The 24,354-nt window shown below is 69.4% G+C and carries 21 protein-coding genes and 1 pseudogene; 8 read left to right on the top strand and 14 right to left on the bottom strand.

Going from position 1 to position 24,354, the window contains the following annotated elements; all coding sequences use genetic code 11:
• Positions 1 to 8: 8 nt before the first annotated feature.
• From ABL840_RS05455 to ABL840_RS05440, 4 genes are all read right to left on the bottom strand, one after another.
• On the bottom strand, positions 9 to 1,382 hold the full coding sequence (locus ABL840_RS05455) for a TPM domain-containing protein (protein WP_176947372.1): 1,374 nt from the start codon (positions 1,380 to 1,382) through the stop codon (positions 9 to 11).
• Positions 1,383 to 1,575: 193 nt separating this feature from the next.
• Positions 1,576 to 3,003: an aldehyde dehydrogenase family protein gene (locus ABL840_RS05450; RefSeq protein ID WP_093299353.1), complete on the bottom strand. Its 1,428-nt coding sequence runs from the start codon at positions 3,001 to 3,003 to the stop codon at positions 1,576 to 1,578.
• Positions 3,004 to 3,036: 33 nt separating this feature from the next.
• Positions 3,037 to 4,053, bottom strand: a complete 1,017-nt coding sequence (locus ABL840_RS05445) for an alpha/beta fold hydrolase (RefSeq protein ID WP_093299350.1) — start codon at positions 4,051 to 4,053, stop codon at positions 3,037 to 3,039.
• Positions 4,054 to 4,244: 191 nt separating this feature from the next.
• Positions 4,245 to 4,970 carry an SDR family oxidoreductase gene (locus tag ABL840_RS05440; protein ID WP_093299347.1) on the bottom strand — a complete coding sequence of 242 codons (726 nt, stop codon included), beginning with the start codon at positions 4,968 to 4,970 and terminating at the stop codon, positions 4,245 to 4,247.
• A 76-nt stretch (positions 4,971 to 5,046) separates the two neighbouring features.
• Between ABL840_RS05440 and ABL840_RS05435 the strand changes: the two genes are divergently transcribed.
• From ABL840_RS05435 to ABL840_RS05410, 6 genes are all read left to right on the top strand, one after another.
• Entirely contained in the window at positions 5,047 to 5,982 is a 936-nt protein-coding gene (locus ABL840_RS05435; protein WP_093299345.1) for a LysR family transcriptional regulator, read from the top strand.
• 136 nt (positions 5,983 to 6,118) lie between these two features.
• Positions 6,119 to 7,102, top strand: coding sequence for a helix-turn-helix domain-containing protein (locus ABL840_RS05430; RefSeq protein WP_093299914.1), 984 nt, complete (start codon positions 6,119 to 6,121; stop codon positions 7,100 to 7,102).
• A 186-nt stretch (positions 7,103 to 7,288) separates the two neighbouring features.
• Positions 7,289 to 8,395 (top strand): alpha/beta hydrolase family esterase, encoded by a 1,107-nt coding sequence (locus ABL840_RS05425; RefSeq protein ID WP_093299342.1) that lies wholly within the window; start codon positions 7,289 to 7,291, stop codon positions 8,393 to 8,395.
• A 37-nt stretch (positions 8,396 to 8,432) separates the two neighbouring features.
• Positions 8,433 to 9,470, top strand: coding sequence for a PAS domain-containing sensor histidine kinase (locus ABL840_RS05420; protein WP_093299340.1), 1,038 nt, complete (start codon positions 8,433 to 8,435; stop codon positions 9,468 to 9,470).
• Positions 9,471 to 9,487: 17 nt separating this feature from the next.
• Positions 9,488 to 10,120, top strand: a complete 633-nt coding sequence (locus ABL840_RS05415; protein ID WP_093299337.1) for a response regulator — start codon at positions 9,488 to 9,490, stop codon at positions 10,118 to 10,120.
• A 114-nt stretch (positions 10,121 to 10,234) separates the two neighbouring features.
• Positions 10,235 to 10,537 carry a hypothetical protein gene (locus tag ABL840_RS05410; RefSeq protein ID WP_093299334.1) on the top strand — a complete coding sequence of 101 codons (303 nt, stop codon included), beginning with the start codon at positions 10,235 to 10,237 and terminating at the stop codon, positions 10,535 to 10,537.
• Positions 10,538 to 10,546: 9 nt separating this feature from the next.
• On the opposite strand, the gene ABL840_RS05405 is transcribed toward ABL840_RS05410, so the two are convergent.
• The 10 genes and pseudogenes from ABL840_RS05405 to ABL840_RS05360 all read right to left on the bottom strand — a co-directional run.
• On the bottom strand, positions 10,547 to 11,257 hold the full coding sequence (locus ABL840_RS05405) for an ATP-binding cassette domain-containing protein (protein WP_103893573.1): 711 nt from the start codon (positions 11,255 to 11,257) through the stop codon (positions 10,547 to 10,549).
• Between the two features lie 7 nt (positions 11,258 to 11,264).
• Positions 11,265 to 11,972, bottom strand: coding sequence for an ABC transporter ATP-binding protein (locus tag ABL840_RS05400; RefSeq protein ID WP_093299329.1), 708 nt, complete (start codon positions 11,970 to 11,972; stop codon positions 11,265 to 11,267).
• Positions 11,969 to 13,009, bottom strand: coding sequence for a branched-chain amino acid ABC transporter permease (locus ABL840_RS05395; RefSeq protein ID WP_093299327.1), 1,041 nt, complete (start codon positions 13,007 to 13,009; stop codon positions 11,969 to 11,971). The genes ABL840_RS05400 and ABL840_RS05395 overlap by 4 nt, the downstream gene beginning before the upstream one ends.
• Positions 13,010 to 13,038: 29 nt before the next feature.
• Complete coding sequence (locus ABL840_RS05390) at positions 13,039 to 13,908, bottom strand: branched-chain amino acid ABC transporter permease (protein ID WP_093299325.1); 870 nt, start codon at positions 13,906 to 13,908, stop codon at positions 13,039 to 13,041.
• Positions 13,909 to 13,920: 12 nt separating this feature from the next.
• Positions 13,921 to 15,189, bottom strand: a complete 1,269-nt coding sequence (locus ABL840_RS05385) for an ABC transporter substrate-binding protein (RefSeq protein ID WP_093207127.1) — start codon at positions 15,187 to 15,189, stop codon at positions 13,921 to 13,923.
• Positions 15,190 to 15,228: 39 nt separating this feature from the next.
• Complete coding sequence (locus ABL840_RS05380; protein WP_093299322.1) at positions 15,229 to 16,731, bottom strand: aldehyde dehydrogenase family protein; 1,503 nt, start codon at positions 16,729 to 16,731, stop codon at positions 15,229 to 15,231.
• 50 nt (positions 16,732 to 16,781) lie between these two features.
• Positions 16,782 to 17,171: a nuclear transport factor 2 family protein gene (locus ABL840_RS05375; RefSeq protein WP_093299320.1), complete on the bottom strand. Its 390-nt coding sequence runs from the start codon at positions 17,169 to 17,171 to the stop codon at positions 16,782 to 16,784.
• A gap of 44 nt (positions 17,172 to 17,215) precedes the next feature.
• Positions 17,216 to 18,019 carry a MoaF C-terminal domain-containing protein gene (locus ABL840_RS05370; protein ID WP_093299317.1) on the bottom strand — a complete coding sequence of 268 codons (804 nt, stop codon included), beginning with the start codon at positions 18,017 to 18,019 and terminating at the stop codon, positions 17,216 to 17,218.
• 10 nt (positions 18,020 to 18,029) lie between these two features.
• The gene (locus ABL840_RS05365) at positions 18,030 to 18,839 is read right to left on the bottom strand and encodes an SDR family NAD(P)-dependent oxidoreductase (RefSeq protein WP_176947371.1); all 810 of its coding nucleotides are present in this window, start codon (positions 18,837 to 18,839) and stop codon (positions 18,030 to 18,032) included.
• A gap of 85 nt (positions 18,840 to 18,924) precedes the next feature.
• Positions 18,925 to 20,517 (bottom strand): annotated as a pseudogene (locus tag ABL840_RS05360) (GMC family oxidoreductase); the annotation flags it as partial.
• Positions 20,518 to 20,643: 126 nt separating this feature from the next.
• Between ABL840_RS05360 and hemE the strand changes: the two are divergent.
• Both hemE and ABL840_RS05350 read left to right on the top strand, forming a co-directional pair.
• Positions 20,644 to 21,753 (top strand): uroporphyrinogen decarboxylase, encoded by a 1,110-nt coding sequence (gene hemE / locus ABL840_RS05355; protein WP_093207112.1) that lies wholly within the window; start codon positions 20,644 to 20,646, stop codon positions 21,751 to 21,753.
• Positions 21,754 to 22,236: 483 nt separating this feature from the next.
• Positions 22,237 to 24,324 (top strand): primosomal protein N', encoded by a 2,088-nt coding sequence (locus ABL840_RS05350; RefSeq protein WP_093207109.1) that lies wholly within the window; start codon positions 22,237 to 22,239, stop codon positions 24,322 to 24,324.
• Positions 24,325 to 24,354: the final 30 nt, after the last annotated feature.

Genomic DNA, 24,354 nt, shown 5'->3' with positions numbered 1-24,354 from the left:
GGCGCCGGCTACCAGCTGCCGGAGGCGCCGCCTCCGCTGCTGGAGCCGCCGCCGCCGGACGACGAGCTGTCCGACGACGAACTGCTGCTGCTCGAAGAACTGCTCGACGAGCCGCTGCTCCAGCCGCTGTCGGAGCTGTCGCCATCGCCGCTGCCCGAGCCGAAGAGCGGGAAGACGAACATGAACAGCAGCGCGAGAACGGTCGCGATCGCGCCGGGAATCCAGGTCTCGTCGGGCAACGGGCCGGGCTCGGTGATCACGACCACCGCGCCGACCACACCCAGCACGACGATCCACCGGACCGCGAAGCCGAGCGCGCTGCCGTCCCGCCAGGTGTTGCGGATGCCGAAGACGATGACCGCGACCAGGAGGCCCGCGCCGCCGATAGCCAGCGCCCACAGAAAGCCCGGCCAGAACACATCGCCGCCGACCATGAAGGCAATGCAGACCAGCGCGGCGATCACCGCGGCGATGCCGCCGAGCACATAGGCCACTTCCTTCACGCGCCCGCACAGATAGCCGAGGCCGTACAGGAAGAGCGCCGGAATGGCCAGGAACCCCGCCATGAACGGATTCAGCAGCATGGCGGCTCCGCCCAGCGGACCCGCACTGACAAGGCCGAGCACGAGCCGCCAGTCGCGCGGCCGGCGAGGCGCTTCGGGTTCGATCTCCTGCAGCGCATCGGACCAGGGCTCGGGGCGCCGGACGCGCCGCCCGCGCTTGCCCGAACGCTTGCCGAGCGAAGTGGGCCGCGAAGTGCGGCGCCGTGTGCCGACGAGAGGCCCCGCGCCGAGGCCATGCCATGCTCCCACGCCGATGCTCCACAGCATGACGCCGAGGAAGGCCTTCCCCTCTGGCGTCAGGCCTCCGCCGGATGCCGTCGGTTCGCGCACGGCTTCTTCGTCCACCGGCAGCGGCGTGGACGCTGCGTCCGACGCGAGCGTGTCGGGCCATGGCTGCGCCGCCGACGGCGCGTCGATCAGCTGCGACAGCGCCCGCACCGCGGCCTGCACGCCGCCCGCATAGTCGCCGCCGCGAAAGCGTGGCGCCATCTGCTGGTCGATGATCGCGGCCGCCTGGATGTCGGTGACGGTGCCCTCGAGGCCCTTGCCGACCTCGATGCGCATCTTCCGGTCCTTCAGCGCGACGAGCACCAGCACGCCGTCGTCCTCTTCCTTGCGGCCCAGTTTCCAGTTCGCGAACACGCGCGTGGCGTACTGCTCGATCGCCTCCCGGCCCGTCGTCGGCACGATCAACACCGCGAGCTGCGCCTGCGTGCTGCGCTCCAGGGCCGAGATGTCCTGGCGCAGCGCCTCGGCATCGCTCGCGCCCAGCGTGTCCGTGAGATCGACCACCCGCGTCTTCATCGGCGGCACGGGCACCAGGGCTGTCCTGGTTTGTGCGAACGCCGGGCATGAGCCCAGCGCGATGCACAGCAGGATGAGAGCGGAACAGAGCCACTCCCGGGCCCTCGATTGCCTCCTGCCGGCGCTCGAGGCGGCGGAAGCTGATTCTGTAGAAAGCATGAGGCAGGATAGCGCCTGCCCCACCCACCCTCGCCGCCCTGGCTCGATTTCAGCCCGGCTGCGCGAGGGCCACGGTCTTCGGCTCCAGGAAGGCTTCCATGCCGAAGAGCCCGAACTCCCTGCCGATGCCCGACTGCTTCACGCCGCCGAAAGGCGCGCTCAGCTCGGGCGTGACGCGGTTGACCAACACCGAGCCGACGCGCAGCCGCGAAGCCACGTCCAGCGCGCGCTGCTGCTGCGAGGAGAAGACGTAGGCCTGCAGGCCGTACGGCGAGTCGTTCGCGATCTCCACCGCTTCGTCCTCGCCGTCGTAGCCGATCACCGAGAGCACGGGTCCGAAGATCTCCTCGCGCGCGATGTCCATGTCGTTGCGCACTCCCGCGAACACCGTGGGCCGCACGAACCAGCCCTTGTCGAAGCCGTCCGGGCGCCCCTCGCCTCCGGCCACGAGCGTCGCGCCCTGCTCGAGCCCGCGGCGGATGAAACGCTGCACGCGCTCGAACTGCGCCTTGCTCGCGAGCGGCCCGACCGCGGTGGCGGGGTCGCGCGGATCGCCCACGCGCATCGCCGCTGCCGCCACGCGCAGGCCTTCGATGGCCTGCGCCATGCGCGCGTTCGGAATCAGCAGACGCGTACCGGCCACGCAGGCCTGTCCGTTGTTCATGAAGGCCGCGCCCAGTGCCATGGGCAGCACCGTGGCCAGGTCGGCGTCGTCCAGCACCACGGTGGCCGACTTGCCGGAGAGCGCGAGGCTCACGCGCTTCAGCGTTTCCAGGCCCGCGCGTGCGATGAGCTTGCCGGTGGCCGTGGAGCCGGTGAACGAGATCCTGGCGATTGCAGGATGAGTGGCGATCTCGTCGCCCACGTCGCCGCCGCGCCCGAGCAGCACGTTGACGGCGCCCGCCGGCAGGCCGGCCTCATGCAGCGCCTCGGTCACGACCCGCGCCTGCAGCGGGCTGAACTCGCTGGGCTTGATCACCGACGCGCAGCCCGCGGCGATGGCCGAGGCCAGCTTGCTGCAGATGCTGCCGGCGGTGCTGTTCCAGGGCGCGATGAGGCCCGCGACGCCGACCGGCTCCATGCGCACGATGGCATCGCCCATGCGCCGTTCGAAGTCGTAGCCCTCCAGCATGCGGGCCGTGTCGGCGAAGCATTGCGAGGCGTAGTTGCTGACCCATCGCGAACGGGCCAGCGGGCCGCCGTACTCCTCGATCGTGGCTTCGCAGATCTGCTCGGTGCGCGCCAGCACGGCGGCTTCGAGGCGCCTGAGCATGTCGATGCGCTGCGCCTTGGTGCTGCCCGCCAGCGCCGGCTGCGCCCGGCTCGCGGCCTCGATCGCGCGCTTCGCATCGTCGCGGTTCGCCAGCGTCACGGTGCCGATCGGCTGCCCGGTGGCCGGGCTGAGTATCTCCAGCCGCTCGCTGCCCTGCACGGGCACGAAGGCGCCGTCGATGTAGGCCTGTTGGATGTTCCACATGGTCGTCGCTCCTGCGCTCAGGGCTTTGTCGACTCAGCCGCGCGCGGCGTCGATCACCGCCTTCGTGAAGGCCTCGGGCGCTTCCTGCGGCAGGTTGTGGCCGATGCCGCCGCTGACCAGCCGATGCTCGTAGCGACCCGAGAACTTCTTCGCATAGGCGCTGGGTTCCGGGTGCGGCGCGCCGTTGGCGTCGCCTTCGAGCGTGATGGTCGGCACGCCGATCACCGGGGCCTTGGCGAGCCGGTCCTCGAGTGCCTGGTACTTGGCCTCGCCCTCGACCAGGCCGAGGCGCCAGCGGTAGTTGTGGACCGTGATGGCCACGTGGTCGGGGTTGTCGAGCGCCACGGCGCTGCGATCGAAGGTGGCGGCGTCGAAGTTCCACTTGGGCGACGCGGTCTGCCAGATGAGCTTTGCGAAGTCGTGGCGGTTCTTCTCGTAGCCCGCGCGGCCGCGCTCGGTCGCGAAGTAGTACTGGTACCACCACTGCAGCTCGGCCTGCGGCGGCAGCGGCACCTTGCCGGCCTCCTGGCTGCCGATCAGGTAGCCGCTGACCGAAACCAGCGCCTTCACGCGCTGCGGCCACAGCGCGGCCATGATGCAGGCGGTGCGCGCGCCCCAGTCGCAGCCGGCGACGGTGGCGACCTGGATCTTCAGCGCATCCATCAGCGCGATGATGTCGACGGCGACCACCGACTGCTGCCCGTTGCGCGGCGTGTCGGCCGACAGGAAGCGCGTGGTGCCGTAGCCGCGCAGGTACGGCACGATGACGCGGAAGCCCGCCGCCGCGAGCGCCGGTGCCACGTCGACGAACATGTGGATGTCGTAGGGCCAGCCGTGCAGCAGGATCACGGGCGCGCCGTTGGCCGGACCCGCTTCGTAGTAGCCGATGTTGAGCGTGCCGGCATCGATGCTCTTGAGCGGTTCGAGACGCCGGGGCGCGCCGGCGGCCTGGGCGAAGGCCGGCGTGAGCGCTGCGAGCTGGGTGGCCGCGGCACCGAGGGCGGCGGCTGCGAGGAAGGTTCTGCGGGGCAGTTGGAGCGACGATGTCATTGGGCTGTCCTGATGATCGATTGGTTCGTGGTGGAAGGGCTGACAGGTGCGAATGTCGCCCCTCGAACCACCATTCGCCCGGCCCTGCGTATCGCTCTGTATCTGGCGCAGTTTTTTCAACAAAACATTTCGATGTCCGCCCCGTGCGTGCCCCGCTCCGGGAACTTTCGGGTACTGCCGGCGCCGCTGGTTCACACCAGCCGCAGCCCCCCGTCGCACTCGATGACGGTGCCCGTGGTGTAGCCGTTCTCGATCAGAAACTGGATCGCATGCGCCACGTCCTGCGGCCGGCCCACGCGGCCGACGGGCAGCGTCTCGACCTGCTGGCGGAACAGGTCGTCCTTCATCGCGGCGGGCACGCGGTTCCACCATGGCGTGTCGACGAGGCCCGGCGACACCGCGTTCACGCGGCTCGGCGCCAGCTCGCGCGCCAGGCTGCCCACCATCGCCTCGATCGCGCCGTTGATCGCCGCCAGCCCCGCGGTGCCGGGCAGCGAGTTGCGCGCGGAGATCGCCGTCACGAAGGTCAGGCTGCCGCCCTTGCGCAGCACGCGCGCGCCGGCCTGCGCCGCCTCGAGCTGCGGCCAGAACTTGGCCTCGAAGCCGCGGCGCAGCGACTGCAGGTCGAGCTGCGCGAACTCGCCCGCGCCCTCGCCGCCGCTGAGCGTGAGCACAAGGTGGTCGACGGGCCCTGTGCTCTCGAAGAAGGCGTCGAGCGCGCCGCGGTTGCAGGCGTCGAAGGCCGCGCCGCTCACATTCGGGCCGAGCCCGCCGATCGCCTCCTGCAGCTTGGCGTTGTCGCGCCCCGTCGCGATCACGCGCGCGCCGGTCGCCGCCATGCGCCGCACAGTCTCGAGCCCCACGCCCGACGAGCCGCCGACCACCACCACGGTCTGTTGTTGTTCCTTCTGGGTCATGTCGATTCCTTTGAATGCTGCTGAAAGAGCCCTCAGGTTAGGGAGCGCGGCACTATCATTCAAATCGTTTGGAACCATGGAATACATCAATGAAAGCGATTTCAGGCGGCTCGACCTGAACCTGCTGCTGGTGTTCCACGCGCTGCTGCACGAACGCAGCGTCACGCGCGCGGCACAGCGCCTGTTCATCGGCCAGCCTGCGCTGAGCGGAGCGCTCAAGCGCCTGCGCGCCGCGCTGGGCGACGAGCTGTTCGTGCGCACCTCGCACGGCATGACGCCGACGCCGCGCGCGCTCGAACTCGCGCGCGTCATCGAGCCGCTGCTGCTGTCGCTGCAGCAGGCGCTGCATGCGCGGCCGGCGTTCGACCCGGCGAAGGCCGAGCGCGTGTTCCGCATCGGCTTGAGCGATGCGCTCGAAGTGGCGCTGATGCCGCGGCTCATGCAGCGGCTTGCCGAAGAGGCCCCGGGCGTGCGGCTCATCGCGCGTGAGGCCGACCGCACGAACGCGCCTGCCATGCTCGACGCGGCAGAGATCGAACTGGCGGTGGGCGTCTTCATCGACTGCGCCTCGTGGCACCGGCAGCGGGCGCTGTTCGGCTGGAGCTTTGTCTGCGTCTACAACCCCGAACTCGTGACGGTACGTGGAAAGAAAATCACGCTCGCCGAGTACCTGCGCCACCCGCACCTGCTCACCTCGTTCAGCGCCGACCTCAGCGGCCTCGTCGACGAGCTGCTGCGCGAACGGGGGCACTCGCGCAAGGTCGTCTTCTCGAGCCGCAACTTCGCGACCAGCCCCTTCATCGTGCGGCAGATGCCCGCCATCACCACCGTGCCCACCTTCGCTGCCGCCACCTGGCGCGACGCGCTCGGGCTGGCGGTGAGCCCCTTGCCTTTCGAAACACCGGCTTACGAGGTCTCGCTGCTGTGGACGGCCGCGCACGATGCCGACCCGGCCCTGCAGTGGCTCATCGGCCTCATGGCGGATACGTTCGGCGGCAAGCCCGTGCGCTGAGTTGATCCACAGCGCACTGCGCATTGACCGGAAGCGCAGCCTCCCGCACGCCCCGGGTGGAAACACCGATGATGTCGCGCCGTCGCATGCCTATCCTGCGGAGGCGCTTCCGGGCGCCTTCCAGGGAACCCACGGCATGAACGCACTCCACTTCAGCACGCTGCTCGAACACCCCGCCGACCGGCAGGCCTGCTGGGGCCGGATCAACACCTCCTACTTCGGCGCGCTGAGCGTGCAATGCCTGGACGCAGGCACCTTCGACGCGCGCATGGACGCCTACGAGCTCGGCCCGCTGGGCATGTTCATGATCGAGGCGCCCTCGCACCGCGTGGCGCGCCCCGACACGCGCAGCGAGATCGCGCTCGACGAGCACTACAAGCTGGTGCTGCAGCTCGAGGGCCACGGCCACATCTCGCAGCGCGACCGCGAGTTCCACCTGCACCCCGGCGACTGGAGCCTGTACGACCCGCGCGTGCCCTACGCCATCACCAACCCCGAGCGCTCACGCCTGCTGGCCATCACCATCCCGCGCCAGCAGTTCAAGGGCATGAAGATTCCCGACCTGCACACCTGCGAGGCGCACACGCCCGCGATGCAGGGGCTCTATGCGGTGCTCGGCTCCTTCCTCACCTCGCTGGCCGACCAGCTGCCCTCGCTGCCCAACGCGGTCGGCCGCTCTGTCAGCGACACGGTGCTGGGCCTGCTTGCATCCACGCTGGCCACGCATTCCGACGAGCAGTTCGGCGCGCACCCGGTGCCGGGCGTGCTCAAGGCGCGCGTGAAGCAGTTCGTGCACGCGCACCTCGCCGACCCGGCCCTGTCGCTGGACCTCATCGCGCAGCAGTTGCGCTGCTCCAAGCGCTACCTGCACCGCGTGTTCGAGGACGAGGACCAGACGCTCGACCGCTTCATCTGGCAGATGCGCCTGGAGCGCTGCGGCGAGGCGCTGCGCAACGCGGTGGGCCGGCGCGCATCGGTGTCGGAGATCGCCTTCGCCTGGGGCTTCAACAGCAGCGCGCATTTCTGCCGAGCGTTCAAGGCGCAGTACGGCGTGTCGCCGCGCGAGTTCCAGCGGCGCGAAGCGGAGAAGCCCGCCGCGTCCGCGATGCTGACGCACTAGGGCGCGACCGGGAGCAAGCCTTCGGGCTCCCCGGGCCCCTGAACCCGCGGAAGTGCGCCTCCGTGGACGGGATAACCCCCTGCCGCAATCAGAATCTTCCGATGGCAGCCGTGCCGACGGGTCAGTCAAATCCGTGGCGCAGCGCTGCATGCAGCCTGCGATCCACAAGACCCCAGGAGGCAAACCATGTTCTTCAAGAAAGCCCGCGCGCTCACCCAGGCGCTGCGGATCGTTCCCTTGTTGTGCGCGTCGCTGTGCTTCGCCGGAACTCCGGCCGGCCAATGGAAGGACGGAATCTTCGTCGCATCGTGGCCCTTTCTCCTGAACACCTACACGTACAAGGTGTGGCTGCCTTCCGGCTACGGCGCCAGCGTTCTTTCGGGAGCGAAGATGCCCGTTCTCCTGCTGCTGCACGGCTGCACCTCGAACCCGGAGAACATGGCGGAGGTCAGCCGCATGAACGACATCGCGGACAGGGAGGGCTTCATCGTCGTCTATCCCAAGGAGCCGGTCGTGCGCAACCCGATGGGATGCTGGAACTTCTACAACCCAGAGAACCAGGCGCGCAACTCGGGGGAGGCCGGCGCGATCCACGGGATCCTGCAGGAGGTGATGACTTCCTACAGGAGCGTCGTGGACCGCCAGCGCGTGTACGTCGCGGGCATCTCCGCTGGAGGAGGCATGACGGCCATCATGGCCGCCTGCTACCCGGATGTCTTCGCCGCCGCGGCGATCCATTCCGGTGGTATGTACAAGGCCGCCACCGGCCCCGTCAGCGACATCGCGGTACTGCCGTTCGGCAGCATCTTCGACCCCGACGTGCGGGGCCAGGACGCCTGGGAGTGCGGCGGCAAGCTCCGCCGCCAGGTGCCGATGCTCGTCTTCCACGGCACCACGGACATCGTGGTCAACCCGAAGAACGGCAGGCAGGCCGCCCAGCAGTTCGTCCAGACCAACGACCTCGCCGACGATGCCAGGGACAATGACTCCGTGCCCTACCAGAATCCGGCAGGCCAGGTTTCGTACGACGACGGGTACAAGCGCAACAAGCCGAGCACCACGGAATCGATCGCCGAGACTCCGGAGAAGCGTGCCTACAAAAAGGAGACCTACATGAGCAGCGACAACAGCAAGGTCCTGGTCCAGATGTACACCATCGAAGGAATGAACCATGCCTGGAGCGGCGGCAAGCCGGGCATGGCCTTCAGCGACCCCAGGGGGCCCGATGCTTCGCAGATCAGCTGGGACTTCTTCAAGGCATATACGCTGGATGGCAACATCACCTCCAGGTAGGCTCGCGTCCTCTCCCGAGTAGCGACCTGCCACTTCCATGGCCCAGGACCCACCACTGCCGGACATCCCCTTCCACGCGATCGTCGAGCAGTCGCTCGCCGGGATCTACATACTGCAGGACGAGTGCTTCGCCTATGCCAACTCCACCTGGGCGGCATTGATCGGATACACGCCCGCTGAGATCATCGGCGTCCACCTGTCGCGCGCGGTTCCCGCCGACTTCCTTCCCGAGGTGCTGAGGCTGTATCACCTGAGGCTGGCCGGCACTCCGCCGAGCCTCCGGTTCGTCACGCGCGGCCTGCATCGCGACGGGCACACGGTGTACATCGAGGTGCACGGCTCGCGCATGATGTTTCGCGGGCGGCCCGCGGTCATGGGCGTCGGCTTGGATGTCACCCAGCAGCTGCGCAACGAGCAGGAGCTTCGCGCATCGCAGGAGCAGCTGCGGGACCTCGCCGCGCACACGACCAGGAAACTGGAGGAGCAGCGACAGGACATCGCCCGCGACATGCACGACGTGCTGGGCGGCATGCTCACGTCGATCAAGATGGATGCTTCGCGGGTGCTGAAACGCACCGAAAGCGATGAGACGCGCGAGCTGGTCAGAGGAATTCTCGGACTGACGCAGGAAACCATCGATGCGGTGAAGCGCATGTCCGAGGCCCTGCGCCCGAGCGCGCTCGATCATCTGGACCTGTCGGTCGCGGTGCAGCGCGACCTGCAGGAGTTCTCGCAGCGCCATGGCATTGCCCACCAGGTCCACTCGCAGGAGATGTCCGTGCGTCTTTCGCCGAGACGGGCGCTTGCGGTCTACCGGGTCTTCAGCGAAGCGCTGACCAACGTGGCACGCCACTCGCAAGCCGGTTCGGTCGAGGTTCACCTGGCGTCCATCGAAGACGAAGTCGTGCTCTCGATGAAGGACGACGGCCAGGGCTTCGACCCCGCATCGCTGCCCAGGCCCGCGCTCGGCCTGCTCGGCATGAGCGAACGGGCGCGGGAGATCGAAGGCTCCCTGCGCATCGATTCCACGCCCGGCCGGGGAACGCGGCTGGAGCTGCGGGCTCCCCTGCTCTGAAAGCCGAAGGCAGCCGGATGATCGACCTGCTGATCGTTGACGACCACGCGATATTCCGCTCGGGCCTGCAACGGCTGATGCTGGACGAAAGCGACATCCGCGTGGCCGGCCAGGCCAACAACTTCGCGCAGGCGCTCGAACTGCTCCAGCAGTGCCGCTTCAGCCTGGTTCTGCTGGACATCAACCTCGAGGGTCGCAGCGGGCTCGACCTGCTCGCGTCGCTGCGGGTCAGGTGGCCGCGGCTTCCCGTGCTCGTGCTGTCGATGTATCCGGAAACCCAGTACGCGCTGGTGGCCATCCGCGAAGGCGCGAACGGCTATGTCGCCAAGGACTCGGAACCGACGGAACTCATGGGGGCGATACGCTTGGTGGCCGGAGGCGGCCAGTACGTGAGCAGCGGGCTCGCGTCGCAGATTCACCAGCAGAGCCGGGGCATCGATATGCGCCCACCCCACCAGCGGCTGACGACGCGCGAGCACCAGATCATGCTGATGCTGCTCAAGGGGATGTCGCTGACGCACATCGGCGAGGAGATGCTGATCAGCGTGAAGACCGTCAGCACCCATCGCGCGCATCTGCTGGAAAAGCTGGGTGTTTCGAGCACTGCCGAACTTGTCCTCTATGCCGTGCGGAATGGCCTGATCCATTGACCGCGACGCGGTACGCGGTGCCGCACATGACGAAAGCGTAATCGCGGCGTCGGCTTCTCCAACAGGCAGCCTTCCTAGAGTCGGTTCCACCAACTCAACAGGAAGGAACCTTTCGTGAAAAGCACCCTGCTCGCCCTCGGCACCCTCGCCCTCTTCTCCACCGCCTTCGCGCAACAGCCGCACGCCCACAGCTCAGAAGCCGAGGCCGACTTCGACAGCAAGCCGCAGGCGACCGCCGAAGCGAAGAAGAACAACAAGCAACCCGGCGCGGTGCGCATCAAGGACGGAGGCACCGCGCGCGGCGAGGGCTCTGCCGTGCCGGCACCCAGCAAGACGGAGAAGGCCGGCGAGGCCCGTGCCGAGGCGCGCGAAGCCAAGCCGCACAGCCTGCCCAAGCCGGGTGGCACGCCGAAGTAAGGAAAGTCTTCAGGCCGCCGCGAGATAGCTGCTGTGCAGTATCTCCGGCCGGCTGCGCAGTTCCTGCGACGAACCCGCGAAGGCCATGCGCCCGCGCTCCAGCACGTAGGCCCGGCTCGACACCGCGAGCGCCACCGTCGTGAACTGCTCGATCAGCAGTACGCCCACGCCTTCGCGCGCGACCTGCTGCACCACCTCCACCAGCCGCTTCACCACCGTGGGCGCGAGCCCCAGCGAAAGCTCGTCGATGGCCAGGTAGCGCGGCTTGCCGATCAGCGCCTGCGCGATGCAGACCATCTGCTTCTGCCCGCCCGAGAGCGAACGCGCGGGCAGTGCGAGCTTCACGCGCAGTTCCGGAAACACCGCGAGCACCTGCTCCACCGCGTCGGCCACGCGCGCCGCCGGCAGCGCGGTGGCGGCGGCGCGCAGGTTGTCGAGCACTGAGAGATCGCCCAGCACGCGATGTCCCTCGGGCACTACCGCCACGCCGAGCGCGCGCACGCGCTCGGGCCGCTGGCCGTGCAGCGCATGCCCCTCGACTTCGATGCGCCCGCCGGTCAACGGCAGCGCGCCGCCGATGGCCATCACGGTGCTCGACTTGCCCGCGCCGTTGGCGCCCAGCAACGCCGTCACCTCGCCGGGAGGCACCTGCAGGTCGATGCCGTGCAGCACGGCCTTGCCGCCGCGCTGCAGACGCAGATCGTTCACGCTCAGCATGATGTGCTTGTCACTCCGTTCCGAGATAGGCCTTGCGCACGGCCGGGTCGTCGAGCACCTCGCGCGTCGGGCCGAGCGCGAGGCGGCGGCCGAAATCGAGCACCAGGGTCTGCGTGCAGGTGGCGGCGATCAGGTCGACGTCGTGGTCGATCAGCAGCACCTGCGCGCCGCAGAAGGCGTGCACCGAGCCGATCACGCGGCGCAGCGCGCCGGCTTCCTGCTCGGTGAGGCCCGCGCCGGGTTCGTCGAGCAGCAGCAACTTGGGCGCGCCGACCAGCGACTTGGCGATCTCGAGCATGCGGCGCTGGAACAGGTTGAGCCGATGGCCCAGCACCGTGGCCGCGTCGAGCAGGCCGGTGTATGCCAGCGCCCGCGTGACCTGTGCAACAGCATCGCCGCGCGCATGCGGCACATGGTCGAGCAAGGCACGCACGTTGTCCCACACGCTCAGGTCCTCCACCACCTGCTCGGTCTGGAACGAACGGCGCAGGCCGAAGCGCACGCGCTCGATGGGCTTCAGGCCCAGCAGGTCGGCACCGTCCACCGCGACCGTGCCGCTGCGCGGCAGCACCAGGCCGCTGAGCACGTTGACCAGCGTGGTCTTGCCCGCGCCGTTGGGGCCGATGAGGCCGCACACCGGCGCGTCGAGTTCGGCAGTGAGCGCATCGATGGCCTTGACGCCGCCGAAGGCGACGGTGAGATCGCTGATGCGGATCATGGCGCTGCGTCCTTGCCCGCACCCGGGAGCCGTTTGCGGACCGCGTCGATCAACCCCGCCAGTTGCCCTGCAATGCCGCTCGGCGCGGTGATGAGCGCATGCAGCAGCGCCACACCGAAGAAGATCATCGCCAGATAACCGTTGACGCCGAAGTCCGTCAGCAACGCAGGCACCGCCCGCAGCAGCAGCCCCGCAATCAGCGCGCCGGCCCAGTGATAGACACCGCCCACCACCGTGAGCGCGAACAGCATCACCGAATCGCCCGCGGTGAAGGCACGCCCATCGAGCTGGCCCACGCCGCCCGCGAGCAAGGCACCCGCCACGCCGGCGCAGAAGCCGGCCAGACCGAAAGCCCAGGTCTGGTAGCGCAGGATGTTCACGCCGGCCGCCACGGCCGCCGCCTCGCCGCGACGGATCAGCGCCCACGAACGCCCGGCGCGCGTGCGCCGGTGCAGCTCGATCAGCACCAGCACCGCCGCCAGCCACACGGCCACGTAGCGGAAGTACGCCGCGTCGGACAGCGCCAGCGCGGGCCGGGGCATCATCAGCCGCTCGCTGCCGAACACGCGGCCCAGCCAGCCCGCGCCGCCATCGGGAAAGCCCGTGACGTTGATCACCACCTGAAAGCCGCCCGCCATCATCATCGTGACGAGCGCCAGGTACAGCCCCTTGAGCCGCAGCGCCGGCAGCCCCGCGAGCATGCCCACCACGCACGACAGCAGCCCGCCCGCGAGCGCCGACAGCTCGAAGGGCCAACCCAGCCCGTGCCCCGCGCGCAGCGCGATCCAGCCGCCCGCGCCGAGCAGCGCGTACTGGCACAGCGACACCAGCCCAAGCTGCCCGTAGAGCAGCGCCACGCCGGCCGCCGCGATCGACAGCGCCAGCGACGAAGTGAGCGTCTTGATCCAGTAGGCATTCGCCAGCCACGGCACGACGAGGCCGATGAGCAGCACGCTGCCCACCATCACCGCCAGCGAGATGCGCGCGCGGCGCGAGGCCTCCGCGAGCGAGGCGGGCAGCACCTCCTGCACCGGCATCGCTTCCGCAATGGTCGAGGAAGCGCTGCTCATGCCTGCCGAGTCCCCGTGCGGTGGAACACGATCATCGCCAGCGCAATCAGGAACGGAGTGGCCGTGCGGAACGACGCAAAGCCAGGCACCGTGATCGCCAGCGCCTCCAGCACGCCGATGGCGATGCCGCCCGCCACGGTGGCCGGCAGCGAATGCAGGCGCCCGATGATGGCCGCCGCGAATGCGGGAATCACCAGGAAGGTCAGCAGCGTGGCCTGCAGCCGCACGATGTTGGCCAGCAGCAGACCGCACACGCCGGCAAAGGCGCCGCTGAGCACCCAGGCCACCGTGTCCACCCCCAGCACGCGAATGCCCAGCAGCGCGCTCAAGTCTCGGTCGTTGGCCAGCGCGCGCATCTTCAGGCCCACGCGCGTCTTCGACAGCAGCAGGCCGACGCCGCCCATCATCAGCACGGCCAGCGCGAGCCCCAGCGCGCGCGTGTGGGTGAGGCGCACGTCGACCTCGCCGAGCACGAAGTCGATGGCGCCCGCATCGGTCGGCAGCACCAGCCGGCGCGGCTGTTCGCCCCAGTACCACTCGGTGAAGCCGACCACCACCAGCGCGAAGCCCAGCGTGGCGATGCTGCGGATGGTCGGGTCGCGGTGCGAGAGGCGCGGCGCCAGCAGGCGGCCGTAGGCCAGCGAGAGCAGCATCGCCGTGACGATGGCCGCGCACCACGCGAGCCCCTGCGGCCAGTCGGCCTCGAGCATCGACCAGGCCACGTAGGCGCCGATCGCGCCGATGGCACCGAACGCGAAGTTCAGCACGCCCGACGAGCGGTAGAGCACCACCAGCCCCACGCCAGAGAGCGCATAGACCGCGCCCAGGCCCAGGCCGGAGATGACGAAGGGCAGGTATTCCTCCATGGCAGGGCGTGCCTACTTCAGGCCCATCTTCTGCTCGTCGGCGCGGATGTCGACCAGCTCCGGGTCTTCCGCCGTCAGGCAGCCACCGGGCGCGAAGCGCCAGCCGTTGCCGTCGGGGCTGGCGACCGGGCCGCTGTTGTTGGCGTTGTGGCGGTTGCCGCTGCCCACGTAGAAGGGCTTGCAGAGAATGTCGCTCTTGAAGTCGCTCACCTTGCGCAGCGCGTCGGTCACGCTCGCGCGGTCGATCTTCTTCGGGTCCATCTTCAGCAGTGCCTGCGTGACGATGCGCGCGGCCAGGTAGCCGGCCTGCGAGAAGGTGTCGCGCGGGTCGCTCTTCGCGCCGTACTTGTCCATCACCGCGAGCCAGTTCCTGTTGTCGGGGCCGGCCGATTCGAGCGGGTTGAATTCGAGGTTGACGTCGAAGTTGCCCTTCCAGTAAGGCCCGATGGCCTTGGGCACGTCGGCGTTGTAGGCCGGCGCGGCCGACACGAAGCGGATCTTCTTGCCGATGTTCTGCTGCTCGGCGGCCGCCAGCATCGGCACCAGGATGCCCTTGGGCACGTTCATGATGATGGTGTCGGGCTTCTTGGCGGCCGCCTGCAGCATGGTGGAAGTTGCATCGGCCGAGCCGGGGTCGATGGCGATGGTCTCGACCTCCACGCCGTTCTTCCTGCCCCACTCCTTCGGCCCTTCGCAGGCCCAGTTGCCCAGGCTGGGGATGTTCGGAATGATGCAGACCATCTTCTTCGCCTTGTACTTCTGCGCGGCGTACATCGCGGCGATGGTGGCCGACACGCGCGGCCCCGCGTTCACCGGCACGTAGTTGCGCGCGTTGAAGCACTCGCGCGGCACGCCCGTGCCGGCGATGACCATCACGCCCTCGTCGGCGTACATCTTGGCGTTGGCGCCGCACTCCACGAAGCTGGTGCTGCCCGCGAGCGCGACCACCTTGCGGTCCTTCACGAGCTTGGAGGCGACCTGCGCGGCGGTCTCGGGGTTCCACTGGTCGTCGACCACGATGTAGTCGACCGGGCGGCCGTTGATACCGCCGTTGGCGTTCACGCACTTGAAGTACGCGGCCGCCGCCTGGCCCGAGGCGCTGAAGTCGTCGGGGCCGGTCTTGCCGACCACCGCGCCGATGGGAATGGGCTCGCCCGTGGCGGGCTTGCCGGTGTTGAGGCCGCAGTCGGGGCCCGACTGCGCCCATGCGCCGCCCGCGCCCGCGATGCCCACAGCGCCGACCGCGAAGGTCAGCGCAATCTTCTTCTGGATCTTCTTCATGATGGATGTCTCCTTTTCTTGTGACCGGAACCGCGGCGGCTACACCGCCATGCACACGCTCTTGAGCTCGGTGAAGCTCTCGACCGCCGCGCGCCCCAGGTCGCGCCCGTAGCCCGACTGCTTCACGCCGCCCAGCGGCAGCGCGTTGTCGAGCACGTTGTGCGCGTTGACCCAGACCACGCCCGCCTGCAGGCGCGGCACGATGCGGTGCACGGCCGAGAGGCTGTTCGACCAAACGCTGGCGGCCAGGCCGTAGGCGCTGTCGTTGGCCATGCGGATGGCGTCTTCCACGTCGTCGAAGGGAACGACGGTCGCGACCGGGCCGAACACTTCCTCGCGCACGATGCGCATCGAGGGCTTCGCGTCGACGAAGACGGTGGGCTTCACGAAGCAGCCGCCGTCGAACGCGCGGCCGCCGCCGGTCACGAGCGTCGCGCCCTCGGCCACCGCGCCGTCGATGTGCGCCATCACGCGGTCCATATGGCGGCGCGACACCAGCGGCCCGAACTGCGCCTGCGGATCGAAGCCCGAGCCGATGTGCAGCCCCTCGGCCACCTGAGCCAGCTGCGACACCACCTTGTCGAAGATGCCGCGCTGCACGTACACGCGCGAGCCCGCCGTGCACACCTGCCCCTGGTGGAAGAAGATGCCGTTGGCCGCGCCCTGCGCCGCCGCGGCCGGATCGGCGTCGTCCAGCACGATCAACGGCGACTTGCCGCCGAGCTCCAGCGTGAAGCGCGCCATGTTGTCGACGGCGGCGTGGCCGATCAGCCGGCCCACGCCGGTCGATCCGGTGAAGCTGATCTTGCGGATGTCCGGATGCGCAGCGAGCGCCGCGCCGGCCGTGGCGCCACGCCCGCACACCACGTTGAGCGCACCCGGTGGAAAGCCCGCTTCGATGGCCAGCTCGGCCAGCCGCAGCGCGGTGAGCGGCGTTTCTTCCGAAGGCTTGAGCACCACGGTGCAGCCGGCCGCGAGGGCAGGCGCGACCTTCCACAGCGCGATGGCGAGCGGAAAGTTCCACGGCACGATGGCGCCCACCACGCCCACCGGCTCGCGCCGCGTGTAGGTCACCCACTGCGGGCCCGGAATGCCGATGGAGTTGTCCAGCGTCTGGCCCTCGAGCTTGGTGGCCCAGCCTGCCATGTAGCGCACGAACTCCGCGCCGGCGCCCACGTCGACCATGCGCGCGATGCCGCGCAGCTTGCCGCTTTGCAGCGTCTCGAGCGCGCTGAGTTCGTCGGCATGCGATTCGATCAGCGTCGACAGCGTGTAGAGCATGCGCTCGCGGTCGGCCGGGCGCAGCGCGCGCCACGCGGCGCTCTCGAAGGTGCGGCGCGCACTGGCGACGGCCGCGTTCACGTCGGCCGCGTCGCTGTCGGGCGCCTCGGCCACGGTCATCTCGGTGGCAGGGTCGACCACGGGCAGGTAGCTGCCGCTCACGGGTGCTTCCTCACGGCCGTCGATGTGGTTGCCACGCCGGCGCTGCGCCAGCAGGCCCACCTGGCCGAGGTGTTCGATCGACAGGTCTCGCAGATTCATGAATGAGGCTCCGGGGCGATGCGTTGAAGAGAAGAAGGAAGAAGTCGTCGTCACTGCATGGCGCGCGCGACGAGCAGCGTGTCGGTGAACTGCTCGAAGCGCCGCACCTTGCCGCCCTGCACCTGCCACACGTGGGTGACGCGCGCGTACATGGTCTTGCCCGTGGCGCGGTTGCGGCCGTGGTAGTCGCCGATGCCGACCACGGTGTCGCCGCCATCGACCAGCCGCTCGAGCACAAAGCGGTAGCCCTCCCACTCGGCGCCCAGCACCTTGAAGACCTTCTCGATCACCTGCGCCGGACCGACGTGCGTGCCGGCGCACGGAAAGCCGGCCATCTCGGTCCACCGCACGTCGTCGGCGATGTCGGCGAACATGGCTTCGAGGTCCTGGCGGTCGGAGGCGGCGTAGTGGTCGGCGACGATCTGGTGGGGCGTGCGCATGGGGTGAAGCTCCTGGTGTGACAGCGAAAAAAGAAGGGAAGAGATCAGACCGGCCCGAACTCGGGCGGATAGAAGGTCTGCGAGGCCTTGCGCATGAAGGCGCCAGCCGGGTTGTTGGCGACTTCGCCGGCACCGGTGACGCCGAGGAACTTGCCGGTCGAGCGGCCCTGCGTGAAGTCGAAGAAGAACACCGACGCGACCGGGATCAGGAACTCGCGGAAGGTGAAGACGTACTGCCCGTCGTCGAACTTCCAGTAGCTCGCCAGATCGACGTCGCCGTGGCCGCGCTGCACGCCGACCAGGCACTGCCACGCGTAGCGCTCCGAGCTCAGATAGGTGTGCTCGTAGGTGTGGTTGGGGCTGTAGGTCTGCCAGGTGCGCAGGCCGATGAGGTCGCGCGTGGCGTGCGGTTCGACGCCCGATGCGGCAGCGCCGCCTTCGAGCGTGCCGGGCCAGAAGTCCTGCGGCACGCGCGGCTGGCCAGCAGCTTCCTCGGCGCTGACGATGCGGCAGCGGATGGCGAGCACGCGGCGCGTGCGCGTGTTGAGCACCACGGTCAATGCCTCGGTGGGGCGGCTGGCCTGGGTGATGTCGAGGAAGAAGGTGTCGGGCGCGACCTCGATGGCCTCGTACCAGTCGCCCTGCGCCTGCCCGACGCGTGCGCCCTCCTCCTGCCAATCGATCGTGTGCTGCGTGCGCGGCTTCAGCGTGAGGCGAAAGTCGGGCAATGCCAGCACCAGCGTCTGGCCCGCGAGCGCGCCGGTGGGTGGCAGGCGGTTGGTGGCGATGCCGAGCGCGAACTGGTCGTAGGTCTTCCAGTCGGCGGGCTTGGTGGTGTCGGTGCTCATGGTTTTCTTCTCAGGCGTCGTGCGCGAAGGCGATGGTGGGAAGGTCCACGGCGGAGGCGCCGCCATCGACCATCAGCGAACTGCCGGAGACCATCGCGGCAAGCGGCGAGGCGAGGAACATCACGGCGTTCGCCACGTCCTCGGGGCTGGCGGCGCGGCCCATCGGCACGTCGCGCGTGACGAGGTCGTAGGCCGCGTCGGCATCGGCCAGCCGGTACTTGTCGACGAGCACCTGCATCTGCTCGTCGGCCATCTCGGTGCGCACCCAGCCGGGGCACACCGCGTTCACGCGCACGCCCTGCCTGCCGTAGTCGCGCGCCAGCGAACGCACGAGGCCGATGAGCGCGTGCTTCATCGTCACGTAGCCGACCACGCCCGGCCCCGCGAAGTGGCCGGCGAGCGAAGACAGCACGACGATGTTGCCGCGCCGCTCGATCAGCTCCGGCAGCAGTTCGCGTGCGCAGACAAATGCGGTGTCGAGGTTCAGGCGCGTCGAGAGCGCCCACGATGCGTCGTCAGTGGATAGCGCATCGCCCACGCCGTGGCCGCCCGCATTGGCGACCAGCACGTCGACGCGGCCGAACTTCTCGCGTGCCTGGGCCAGCGCGCGCCGCACGTCGTCGGTGTTGGCGGCATCGCCCGCCACAGCGAGGCCGCCGAGCTTCGAAGCGACCGCCTCGAGCTGCGCGAGGCGCCGCCCCATCAGCACCACGCGGCCGCCCGCCGCGACGAACTGCGCGGCCACCGCCGCGCCGATGCCGGTGCCGCCGCCTGTGATGAACGCGACCTTGCCGGCCATGGAATTTCCTGTGGAACTCATTCGCTCTGTCTCCTTGTTCTCGTCCGGATCGACTCTAGGATTCGGCGCGCGTTTGCGATTGACCGAAGGCGCAGAGTCAATTGCCCGACAGCGCAAAGTCGGCGCAGCGCTCGGCCAGCATCACCGTGGGCGCGTTGGTGTTGCCGCTGACGAGCGAGGGCATCACGGAGGCATCGCACACGCGCAGCTTCTTCATGCCGTGCACGCGCATGCGCGCATCGACCACGGCCATGCCGTCGCTGCCCATGCGGCAGGTGCCGCTCGGGTGGTAGACGGTCTTGGCGCGCTGGCGCACGTAGGTTTCGATGGCGCCGTCGGAAAGCTCGTCGACAGCGGAGGGCGCGAGTTCTTCGGACACCAGCTCGCGCAGCGCCGGCGCGCGCAGGATGCGGCGAGCGAGCTTCACGCCGCGCACCAGCGTGGCGACGTCTTCCTGTGCCTGCAGGTAGCCGCCGTCGAACAGGATCGGTGCCATCGGGTCGGCGCTGCGCAGCCGCACGCTGCCGCGCGACTTGGGCCGCAGGAAGCAGGGGTTGATCGAGATGCCGTGGCCGGCCAGCGGCTCGCGGTCGACGTCGCCCACCAGCACCGGCAGCACGTGGAACTGCAGGTCGGGGCGGCCCTCGCCGGTGGTGTCGACGAAGCCGCCGCTCTCGACCACGTTCGAGGTGAGCAGGCCGGTGTTGAAGAGCGTCCATTGCAGGCCGTGCTTCAGCGCGGTGAGGCCTCGGTCGTTGCCCAGCAGGCTGATCGGTTCGCGGGTGCGGCCGTAGACCGACACCTCCAGGTGGTCCTGGAAGTTCTCGCCCACGCCGGGCAGGTCGCGCGCCACCGGGATGCCGAGCGACTGCAGCTGCGCGCCGGGGCCAATGCCCGAGAGCATCAGCAGCTTGGGCGAGGCCAGCGCGCCGGCCGAAAGAATCACTTCCTCGCGAGCCGTGGCCACGATGTCCTCGCCGGTGCCGCCCGCGCCCGTGCGGTAGGCCACGCCGGTGGCGGCGCCATCCTGCGTCAGCACGCGCGTCACGTGGGCGCCGGTGACCACGGTGAGCTTCGGGTTGCCGCCCACGGCCGCAAGGTAGGTGGCGGCGGTGCTGGCGCGCCGGCCTTCGAAGGTGGTCGTTTGATAGAAGCCCACGCCCGCCTGTTCGGCGCCGTTGAAGTCGTCGTTGTAGGCCAGGCCGCTCTGCTGCGCGGCGCGCAGGAAGGCCAGGCTCAGCGGGTGGCGAAAGCGCGTGTCGCTCACCTTCAGCGGTCCGTTGGTGCCGTGCAGGTCGCAGGCGAAGCGCGCGTTCGACTCGGCCTTGCGGAACCACGGCAGCACGTCGCGCCAGCCCCAGCCTTCGCAGCCCTGCGCCTGCCAGCCGTCGTAGTCGGCGGGCGTGCCGCGGATGTAGACCATGGCGTTGACCGAGCTGCCGCCACCCAGGGTGCGGCCCTGCGGCACGAACATCCTGCGGCCGGCTGCGGCGCTCTGCGGCTCGCTCTCGTAGGCCCAGGTACGCTCGGTGCCGATCACGCGCACGAAGGTGGCGGGCATGTGGATGAAGCGGTCGTCGTCGGGCGGGCCGGCCTCCAGCAGCAGCACGCTGCGGCCCGCCTGCACCAGCCTGTGCGCCAGCACGCAGCCGGCCGAGCCGGCTCCCACCACCACGAAGTCGAAAACCTGTTGCGCCATGTTCGTCCGGATTTGTTGTTCCGGGCGGATGCTCGGCGCTGCGGCGCGCCGTGGATCACCGGGGCGGCCTGGTGCAACTCAAAATGCGCTGTCGGTCAATGCGGGGGCGCCTGCGACAATCGGGAAATGCCTTTCGCCCCATTGCAAAACGACACTTTCCTGCGGGCCTGCTGGCGCCAGGCCACCGACCACACGCCCGTCTGGCTGATGCGCCAGGCCGGCCGCTACCTGCCGGAGTACGTGGCCACCCGCGCGAAGGCGGGCAGCTTCATGGGGCTGGCCACCAACACCGGCTACGCCACCGAGGTCACGCTGCAGCCGCTGGAGCGCTATCCGCTCGACGCGGCCATCCTGTTCTCCGACATCCTGACCGTGCCTGACGCCATGGGCCTGGGCCTGTCCTTCGAGGCCGGCGAGGGCCCGCGCTTCGCGCGCCCGGTGCGCGACGAGGCGGCTGTGGCCGCGCTCGAAGTGCCCGACATGGAGAAGCTGCGCTACGTGTTCGACGCCGTGGCCTCGATCCGCAAGGCGCTGAACGGCCGCGTGCCGCTGATCGGCTTCTCGGGCAGCCCGTGGACGCTGGCCTGCTACATGGTGGAAGGCGCGGGCTCCAGCGACTACCGCCTCGTGAAGAGCATGCTCTACGGCCGCCCCGACCTCATGCACCGCGTGCTGGCCGTGAACGCCGACTCGGTGGCCGCGTATCTCAACGCCCAGATCGACGCCGGCGCGCAGGCCGTGATGATCTTCGACAGCTGGGGCGGCGTGCTGGCCGACGGCGCGTTCCAGGAATTCAGCCTCGCCTACACAGCCCGCGTGCTGGCCGGCCTGAAGCGCGACGGCGCCGACGGACAGCCGGTGCCGCGCATCGTGTTCACCAAGGGCGGTGGCCTCTGGCTCGACGCCATGCGCGAACTCGACTGCCAGGTGCTGGGCGTGGACTGGACCGTGAACCTAGCCGCCGCGCGAAAGCAGATCGCCGAGGGCACGGACGGCAAGGCCAAGGCGCTGCAGGGCAACATCGATCCCAACGTGCTGTTCGCGCCGCCCGACCGGATCGAGGCCGAGGTGGCGAAGGTGCTCGACGCCTTCGGCAAGCCCCACGCCGACCGCTCCACCCAAGGCCCGACGCACATCTTCAACCTGGGCCACGGCATCAGCCAGTTCACACCGCCGGAGCACGTCGCGGCGCTGGTGCAGGCGGTGCACGCCCACTCGCGTGCGATGCGCGGCTGACACCACACCTGTTATCGGCCAGAACGGGTTCGGGCGGCCGCGGCGCCCCCTGGAAGTTGGTACGCCAGCGTTTGTCAAGCGCAAAAACGGCATATGGTTCCGTACTTATGCACAAAACACGTGCTGCACTGCGCAAGATTTCGAAGCGGGCCGCCTTCTTTGCTCCCAAAGAGATAGCAACGCTAAGTTGTTGATTTATATAGGATTTGAACTTTGCTTTTTTTCCGGGCAATCCAGCCAGAGCCTTGATTTTCAAGGCTTGGCAGCGAGTCCAGCATGCTTGTCAACAAAGTTATCCACAGGAACTCTGGATGGCCTCCAAAGCGCTGAAAAATCAACGACTTAAGCGCTCTTGCTCCAAGTCTCATTAACAAACCCCTCCAAGAAGGACCGCCCATCTCCACCGCCCGCCTGCCCCTCGACGAGGCTCCCCAGCCGACGGACGGCGCCCCGCCCGCCCTGCCCTGGCGGCTCGACATCGCCGTGCAGACGCCCGCGCACGCCGCGCTCGGCGACCTGCTGAGCTACGCCGGCGCCGAGCCCCTGCCGCCCGGCACGCTGGTGCGGGTGCCGCTGGGCAAGCGCGAGGTGCTGGGCGTGGTCTGGAACGAGCCGGTCTCGCTGGAAGGCGCCGAGCCCGACATGGCGCTCAAGCCCGTGGGCGCGGCGCTCGACGCGCTGGCGCCGCTGGGCGAAGGCTGGCGCGACCTCGTGGCCTTCGCGGCGCGCTACTACCAGCGCTCGATCGGCGAGATCGCGCTGGCCGCCCTGCCGCCGCAGCTGCGCGACCTGTCGACGGCGCAGCTGGCGCGTCGCCTCAAGCGCAAGAGCGCGGCCGGGCCGGTGGCCGAGACGGCCGAATCCGCGAACCCGGTCGCGCTGAGCGCCGAGCAGACGGCCGTGCTGGCGCGCATCGAGGCCTCAAACGAAACGGGCACGGGCACCTTCCTGCTGGTCGGCAGCACCGGCAGCGGCAAGACCGAGGTGTACCTGCGCTGCGTGGCCGACCTGCTCGCGCGCGAGCCCGAAGCCCAGGCGCTGGTGATGGTGCCCGAGATCAACCTCACGCCGCAGCTCGAGGCCCGCTTCAAGGCCCGCTTCGGCGAAGAAGCGGTGGTATCGCTGCACAGCGGCATGACCAACCCGCAGCGCCTGGCGAGCTGGCTGGCGGCGCACAGCGGCGCGGCGCGCATCGTGCTGGGCACGCGCATGGCGGTGTTCGCGTCGATCCCGGCGCTCAAGCTCATCGTGGTCGACGAGGAGCACGACCCGAGCTACAAGCAGCAGGAAGGCGCGCGCTACTCCGCGCGCGACCTCGCCGTGTGGCGCGGCCAGCGCGAGAAGGCCCGGGTGATCCTGGGCTCGGCCACGCCCTCTCTCGAGAGCTGGCACCAGAGCCGCCCCGCCGAGGGCGAAGACCCGGGCGGGCGCTACGTGCGGCTGGCCATGCCCTCGCGCATCGGCGCGGGCGAGCTGCCCGCGGTGCGGCTGGTCGACATGAACCTGCAGCCGCCGAAGACGGTGATCTCGGGCGCGCTGCTGGACGCCATCGGCCAGCGCATCGCGCGCGGCGAGCAGAGCATGATCTTCCTGAACCGGCGCGGCTATGCGCCGGTGCTGGCCTGCGGCGACTGCGGCTGGAAGAGCGAGTGCCCGCACTGCAGCGCGTACCGCGTGTTCCACAAGATCGACCGCACGCTGCGCTGCCACCACTGCGGCTTCACCGAGCGCGTGCCGCGCGCCTGCCCGGCCTGCGGCAACCCCGACATCGCGCCGGTGGGCCGCGGCACCGAGCGGCTCGAGGAGCACCTTGCCGAGCTGTTCTCTTCCGTGAAGCGGCCCGACGGCGGCGCGGTGCGCATCGCCCGCATCGACGCCGACAGCACCAAGAAGCAGGGTTCGCTCGAATCGCAGCTCGCCGCGGTGCACGCGGGCGAGGTCGACGTGCTGGTCGGCACGCAGATGATCGCCAAGGGCCACGACTTCCGCCGCATCACGCTGGTGGCGGCGGTGAACCCCGACGGCGCGCTGTTCTCCAGCGACTTCCGCGCGCCGGAGCGGCTGTTCAGCCTGCTGATGCAGTCGGCCGGCCGCGCGGGCCGCGACGCCGCATACCTTGCCGCGCAAGGTGCGAAGGCCGAGATGTGGGTGCAGACGCACCACGCGCCGCACCCGCTCTTCATGGCGCTGCGCAAGCACGACTACGTCGCCTTCGCGCAGCAGCAACTCGACGAGCGCCGCGCCGCCGGCATGCCGCCCTTCGCATTCCAGGCACTGCTGCGGGCCGACGCACGCGAGCAGTCGGTGGCGCAGGGCTTCCTGAACACGGCGGCCGACCAGGCCGAGGCGCTGCCGGGCGCGGACCTGGTCACGCGCTATCCGGCGGTGCCGCTGGCGATCCAGCGCGTGGCCAATGTGGAGCGTGCGCAGATGCTGATCGAGAGCCCCTCGCGTGCCGCGCTGCAACGGCTGCTTTCGGGCTGGCAGCCGCTGCTGCACGAACTGCGGCGCGCGCCGGAGGGCAAGGGAGTGATCCGCTGGCTGGTCGACGTGGACCCGCACAGCATCTGAGCGGAGTCCGTGCGGTCGGGGCGGCTGCCC

Origin of the sequence: Variovorax sp. NFACC27 (assembly GCF_048301545.1) — a bacterium.
GTDB lineage: Bacteria > Pseudomonadota > Gammaproteobacteria > Burkholderiales > Burkholderiaceae_C > Variovorax > Variovorax gossypii.
This window is presented reverse-complemented; position numbering and strand designations above follow the sequence as displayed.

Bases quoted from the DNA above. Each gene is read 5' to 3' on its own strand.
- ABL840_RS05415 (WP_093299337.1), top strand. From the start codon at position 9,488: ATGATCGACCTGCTGATCGTTGACGACCACGCGATATTCCGCTCGGGC.
- ABL840_RS05370 (WP_093299317.1), bottom strand. From the start codon at position 18,019: ATGAGCACCGACACCACCAAGCCCGCCGACTGGAAGACCTACGACCAG.
- ABL840_RS05385 (WP_093207127.1), bottom strand. From the start codon at position 15,189: ATGAAGAAGATCCAGAAGAAGATTGCGCTGACCTTCGCGGTCGGCGCT.
- hemE (WP_093207112.1), top strand. From the start codon at position 20,644: ATGCCTTTCGCCCCATTGCAAAACGACACTTTCCTGCGGGCCTGCTGG.
- ABL840_RS05390 (WP_093299325.1), bottom strand. From the start codon at position 13,908: ATGGAGGAATACCTGCCCTTCGTCATCTCCGGCCTGGGCCTGGGCGCG.
- ABL840_RS05445 (WP_093299350.1), bottom strand. From the start codon at position 4,053: ATGACATCGTCGCTCCAACTGCCCCGCAGAACCTTCCTCGCAGCCGCC.
- ABL840_RS05430 (WP_093299914.1), top strand. From the start codon at position 6,119: ATGAACGCACTCCACTTCAGCACGCTGCTCGAACACCCCGCCGACCGG.
- ABL840_RS05440 (WP_093299347.1), bottom strand. From the start codon at position 4,970: ATGACCCAGAAGGAACAACAACAGACCGTGGTGGTGGTCGGCGGCTCG.
- ABL840_RS05375 (WP_093299320.1), bottom strand. From the start codon at position 17,171: ATGCGCACGCCCCACCAGATCGTCGCCGACCACTACGCCGCCTCCGAC.
- ABL840_RS05365 (WP_176947371.1), bottom strand. From the start codon at position 18,839: ATGAGTTCCACAGGAAATTCCATGGCCGGCAAGGTCGCGTTCATCACA.
- ABL840_RS05420 (WP_093299340.1), top strand. From the start codon at position 8,433: ATGGCCCAGGACCCACCACTGCCGGACATCCCCTTCCACGCGATCGTC.
- ABL840_RS05435 (WP_093299345.1), top strand. From the start codon at position 5,047: ATGGAATACATCAATGAAAGCGATTTCAGGCGGCTCGACCTGAACCTG.
- ABL840_RS05395 (WP_093299327.1), bottom strand. From the start codon at position 13,009: ATGCCGGTGCAGGAGGTGCTGCCCGCCTCGCTCGCGGAGGCCTCGCGC.
- ABL840_RS05450 (WP_093299353.1), bottom strand. From the start codon at position 3,003: ATGTGGAACATCCAACAGGCCTACATCGACGGCGCCTTCGTGCCCGTG.
- ABL840_RS05400 (WP_093299329.1), bottom strand. From the start codon at position 11,972: ATGATCCGCATCAGCGATCTCACCGTCGCCTTCGGCGGCGTCAAGGCC.
- ABL840_RS05380 (WP_093299322.1), bottom strand. From the start codon at position 16,731: ATGAATCTGCGAGACCTGTCGATCGAACACCTCGGCCAGGTGGGCCTG.
- ABL840_RS05425 (WP_093299342.1), top strand. From the start codon at position 7,289: ATGTTCTTCAAGAAAGCCCGCGCGCTCACCCAGGCGCTGCGGATCGTT.